Consider the following 5,349-nt stretch of genomic DNA (forward strand, 5'->3'; position numbering starts at 1 on the left):
TTGTCCGGCGGTGTCCTACTCTCCCACACCCTCCCGAGTGCAGTACCATCGGCGCTGGAGGGCTTAGCTTCCGGGTTCGGAATGTAACCGGGCGTTTCCCCTCCGCCATGACCGCCGTAACTCTATCGATATGTCAAACAACACCACACACACGTGGTCTGTTGTTCGTTCATCGAGAGTTGCACAGTGGACGCGTAGCAGCTTGGTAGTCAAGTCCTCGGCCTATTAGTACCGGTCAACTGAACCCGTTACCGGGCTTACATTTCCGGCCTATCAACCCAGTCGTCTAGCTGGGGGCCTTACCCCCACAAAGTGGGGTGGGATACCTCATCTTGAAGCGAGCTTCCCGCTTAGATGCTTTCAGCGGTTATCCCTTCCGAACGTAGCTAACCAGCCGTGCCCCTGGCGGGACAACTGGCACACCAGAGGTTCGTCCGTCCCGGTCCTCTCGTACTAGGGACAGCCCTTCTCAAGTATCCTACGCGCACGGCGGATAGGGACCGAACTGTCTCACGACGTTCTAAACCCAGCTCGCGTACCGCTTTAATGGGCGAACAGCCCAACCCTTGGGACCTGCTACAGCCCCAGGATGCGACGAGCCGACATCGAGGTGCCAAACCATCCCGTCGATATGGACTCTTGGGGAAGATCAGCCTGTTATCCCCGGGGTACCTTTTATCCGTTGAGCGACACCGCTTCCACTCGCAAGTGCCGGATCACTAGTCCCGACTTTCGTCCCTGCTCGACCTGTCAGTCTCACAGTCAAGCTCCCTTGTGTACTTGCACTCAACACCTGATTGCCAACCAGGCTGAGGGAACCTTTGGGCGCCTCCGTTACCCTTTAGGAGGCAACCGCCCCAGTTAAACTACCCACCAGACACTGTCCCTGAACCGGATAACGGTCCGAAGTTAGATACCCAAACCAACCAGAGTGGTATTTCAAGATTGCCTCCACCCATACTGGCGTATGGACTTCACCGGCTCCCACCTATCCTACACAAGCTAATTCGGATACCAATGTCAAGCTATAGTAAAGGTCCCGGGGTCTTTCCGTCCTGCCGCGCGTAACGAGCATCTTTACTCGTAATGCAATTTCGCCGGGCCTGTGGTTGAGACAGTGGGGAAGTCGTTACGCCATTCGTGCAGGTCGGAACTTACCCGACAAGGAATTTCGCTACCTTAGGATGGTTATAGTTACCACCGCCGTTTACTGGCGCTTAAGTTCTCCGCTTCGCCCCGAAGAGCTAACAGGTCCCCTTAACGTTCCAGCACCGGGCAGGCGTCAGTCCATATACATCGAATTACTTCTTCGCATGGACCTGTGTTTTTAGTAAACAGTCGCTTCCCCCTGCTCTCTGCGGCCATACAACGCTCCACCCGCGCGGGGCTTCACGTCTCCGGCCCCCCTTCTCCCTAAGTTACGGGGGCAATTTGCCGAGTTCCTTAACCACAGTTCGCCCGATCGCCTCGGTATTCTCTACCTGACCACCTGTGTCGGTTTGGGGTACGGGCCGCTAAGAACTCGCTAGAGGCTTTTCTCGGCAGCATAGGATCACTGACTTCACCTGAATCGGCTCGGCATCACGTCTCAGCCTTCATGTGCTGCGGATTTGCCTACAACACGGCCTACACGCTTACCCCGGCACAACCACCGGCCGGGCTCAGCTACCTTCCTGCGTCACCCCATCGCTTGACTACTACCCGCCAGGTTCCCACGCTCCCCAACCTCAACCCGAAGGTCTCAGCTGGTTTGGGTGGTTAGCACAACGAGGTTCATCAGGGACGCTCTTTCGCGGGTACGGGAATATCAACCCGTTGTCCATCGACTACGCCTCTCGGCCTCGCCTTAGGTCCCGACTCACCCAGGGCGGATTAGCCTGGCCCTGGAACCCTTGGTCATCCGGCGGAAGGGTTTCTCACCCTTCTTTCGCTACTCATGCCTGCATTCTCACTCGTGCCGCGTCCACAACTGGGTCACCCCGCTGCTTCACCCCCGGCACGACGCTCCCCTACCCATCCACACACCTGCACAACACATCAAGGCGCTGCGAGGTAAAAATGTGAATGCCACAGCTTCGGCGGTGTGCTTGAGCCCCGCTACATTGTCGGCGCGGAACCACTTGACCAGTGAGCTATTACGCACTCTTTAAAGGGTGGCTGCTTCTAAGCCAACCTCCTGGTTGTCTATGCGACCCCACATCCTTTTCCACTTAGCACACGCTTAGGGGCCTTAGCTGGTGATCTGGGCTGTTTCCCTCTCGACTACGAAGCTTATCCCCCGCAGTCTCACTGCCGCGCTCTCACTTACCGGCATTCGGAGTTTGGCTGATTTCGGTAAGCTTGTGGGCCCCCTAGACCATCCAGTGCTCTACCTCCGGCAAGAAACACGCGACGCTGCACCTAAATGCATTTCGGGGAGAACCAGCTATCACGGAGTTTGATTGGCCTTTCACCCCTAACCACAGGTCATCCCCCAACTTTTCAACGTTGGTGGGTTCGGCCCTCCACGCGGTCTTACCCGCGCTTCAGCCTGCCCATGGCTAGATCACTCCGCTTCGGGTCTAGGACACGCGACTGAACGCCCTATTCAGACTCGCTTTCGCTACGGCTCCCCCACACGGGTTAACCTCGCCACATGCCACTAACTCGCAGGCTCATTCTTCAAAAGGCACGCCGTCACCCCGCAAGGCTCCGACGGATTGTAGGCGAACGGTTTCAGGTACTATTTCACTCCCCTCCCGGGGTACTTTTCACCATTCCCTCACGGTACTCGTCCGCTATCGGTCACCAGGAAGTATTTAGGCTTACCAGGTGGTCCTGGCAGATTCACGGCAGATTACAGGGGTCCGCCGCTACTCGGGAACACCCACAGAAGATCAGCAACTTTCACCTACCGGACTCTCACCGTCTACGGTCAGCCATTCCAGACTGTTCGACTAGCCACTGACTTTGTAACTTCTCGAACGAGTGTCAGCCCGCTCAGCAGGGTCCCACAACCCCGACCACGCAACCCCTGACAGGTATCACACGCAGCCGGTTTAGCCTCAATCCGCTTTCGCTCGCCACTACTCACGGAATCACTATTTGTTTTCTCTTCCTACGGGTACTGAGATGTTTCACTTCCCCGCGTTCCCCCCACACACCCTATGTGTTCAGGTGTGGGTGACTGGACATGACTCCAGCCAGGTTTCCCCATTCGGACACCCTGGGATCACAGCTTGGTTGACAGCTCCCCCAGGCCTATCGCGGCCTCCCACGTCCTTCATCGGCTCCTGGTGCCAAGGCATCCACCGTTCGCCCTTGACAACTTGACCACAAAGATGCTCGCGTCCACTGTGCAATTCTCAACAAACGACCAACCCACAACCCACAGCCCCACACCAGCACCACCACAGTGATCGGTATGCGAGACCAGGCCATGCCTGGCAGCTCCCCGGAGCCAAACTCCGAGCCAGCCTCCGAAAAAACAACCCAACGGTTGTTCCTTCAGGACCCAACAGGGTGCTCTACATCCTCCCCCAGCCGCACCACCCCACCGTTCCACCACCCCGAAGAGCGCGTACTAGATGATCATGGCCGTTGCCAGGAAAAAACTCGCCAGTGTCTCCGCCATCGAGCACCCCACCACCACATTCGGGCAGTGCGGGCTCCTTACCGACTTTCGTCGGAAGGTGCTCCTTAGAAAGGAGGTGATCCAGCCGCACCTTCCGGTACGGCTACCTTGTTACGACTTCGTCCCAATCGCCAGCCCCACCTTCGACGGCTCCCTCCACAAGGGTTGGGCCACCGGCTTCGGGTGTTGCCGACTTTCGTGACGTGACGGGCGGTGTGTACAAGGCCCGGGAACGTATTCACCGCAGCGTTGCTGATCTGCGATTACTAGCGACTCCGACTTCACGGGGTCGAGTTGCAGACCCCGATCCGAACTGAGACCGGCTTTTTGGGATTCGCTCCACCTCACGGTATCGCAGCCCATTGTACCGGCCATTGTAGCATGCGTGAAGCCCTGGACATAAGGGGCATGATGACTTGACGTCATCCCCACCTTCCTCCGAGTTGACCCCGGCAGTCTTCGATGAGTCCCCGCCATAACGCGCTGGCAACATCGAACGAGGGTTGCGCTCGTTGCGGGACTTAACCCAACATCTCACGACACGAGCTGACGACAGCCATGCACCACCTGTGACCGCCCCCGAAGGACCTCACATCTCTGCGAGTTTTGCGGCCATGTCAAACCCAGGTAAGGTTCTTCGCGTTGCATCGAATTAATCCGCATGCTCCGCCGCTTGTGCGGGCCCCCGTCAATTCCTTTGAGTTTTAGCCTTGCGGCCGTACTCCCCAGGCGGGGCGCTTAATGCGTTAGCTGCGGCACAGGGAACCGGAGAGGCCCCCCACACCTAGCGCCCAACGTTTACAGCGTGGACTACCAGGGTATCTAATCCTGTTCGCTCCCCACGCTTTCGCTCCTCAGCGTCAGTATCGGCCCAGAGACCCGCCTTCGCCACCGGTGTTCCTCCTGATATCTGCGCATTTCACCGCTACACCAGGAATTCCAGTCTCCCCTACCGAACTCTAGCCTGCCCGTATCGACTGCAGGCCCGCAGTTGAGCTGCGGGTTTTCACAGTCGACGCGACAAGCCGCCTACGAGCTCTTTACGCCCAATAAATCCGGACAACGCTCGCACCCTACGTCTTACCGCGGCTGCTGGCACGTAGTTGGCCGGTGCTTCTTCTGCAGGTACCGTCACTTACGCTTCGTCCCTGCTGAAAGAGGTTTACAACCCGAAGGCCGTCATCCCTCACGCGGCGTCGCTGCATCAGGCTTCCGCCCATTGTGCAATATTCCCCACTGCTGCCTCCCGTAGGAGTCTGGGCCGTGTCTCAGTCCCAGTGTGGCCGGTCGCCCTCTCAGGCCGGCTACCCGTCGTCGCCTTGGTAGGCCATCACCCCACCAACAAGCTGATAGGCCGCGAGCCCATCCCAGGCCGAAAAACTTTCCACCACCAACCATGCGATCGGTAGTCCTATTCGGTATTAGCCCCCGTTTCCGAGGGTTATCCCAAAGCCTAGGGCAGGTTGCTCACGTGTTACTCACCCGTTCGCCGCTCGAGTACCCCGAAGGGCCTTTCCGCTCGACTTGCATGTGTTAAGCACGCCGCCAGCGTTCGTCCTGAGCCAGGATCAAACTCTCCAACAAAAACTTGTTGAAAAACTGTCCCGACAACAAAAAGTGTTGCCAAAGGAATCCAAGACCAGCCAAACCGAAGCCTGACCAGTCCGGGGTATAAATCATAATTGGCACTGGCTTATCAAGCACCCTGTTGAGTTCTCAAAGAACAACCACAGTCC

Annotated in this window: 3 rRNA genes; all 3 read right to left on the reverse strand. The window is 57.7% G+C overall.

Annotation, left to right across the window (positions count from 1 at the left end):
- Positions 1–2 precede the first annotated feature (2 nt).
- The 3 genes from rrf to KBX06_RS27290 all read right to left on the reverse strand — a co-directional run bounded on the left by rrf (position 3) and on the right by KBX06_RS27290 (position 5,197).
- A 5S ribosomal RNA gene (gene rrf / locus KBX06_RS27280) occupies positions 3–119 on the reverse strand.
- Positions 120–205: 86 nt separating this feature from the next.
- A 23S ribosomal RNA gene (locus KBX06_RS27285) occupies positions 206–3,314 on the reverse strand.
- A gap of 368 nt (positions 3,315–3,682) precedes the next feature.
- Positions 3,683–5,197, reverse strand: a 16S ribosomal RNA gene (locus KBX06_RS27290).
- The 16S, 23S and 5S rRNA genes sit together here, the layout of an rRNA operon.
- Between the last annotated feature and the right edge of the window lie 152 nt (positions 5,198–5,349).

The sequence above is a fragment of the Micromonospora sp. C31 genome (assembly GCF_018070575.1).
Taxonomy (GTDB): Bacteria; Actinomycetota; Actinomycetes; order Mycobacteriales; family Micromonosporaceae; genus Micromonospora.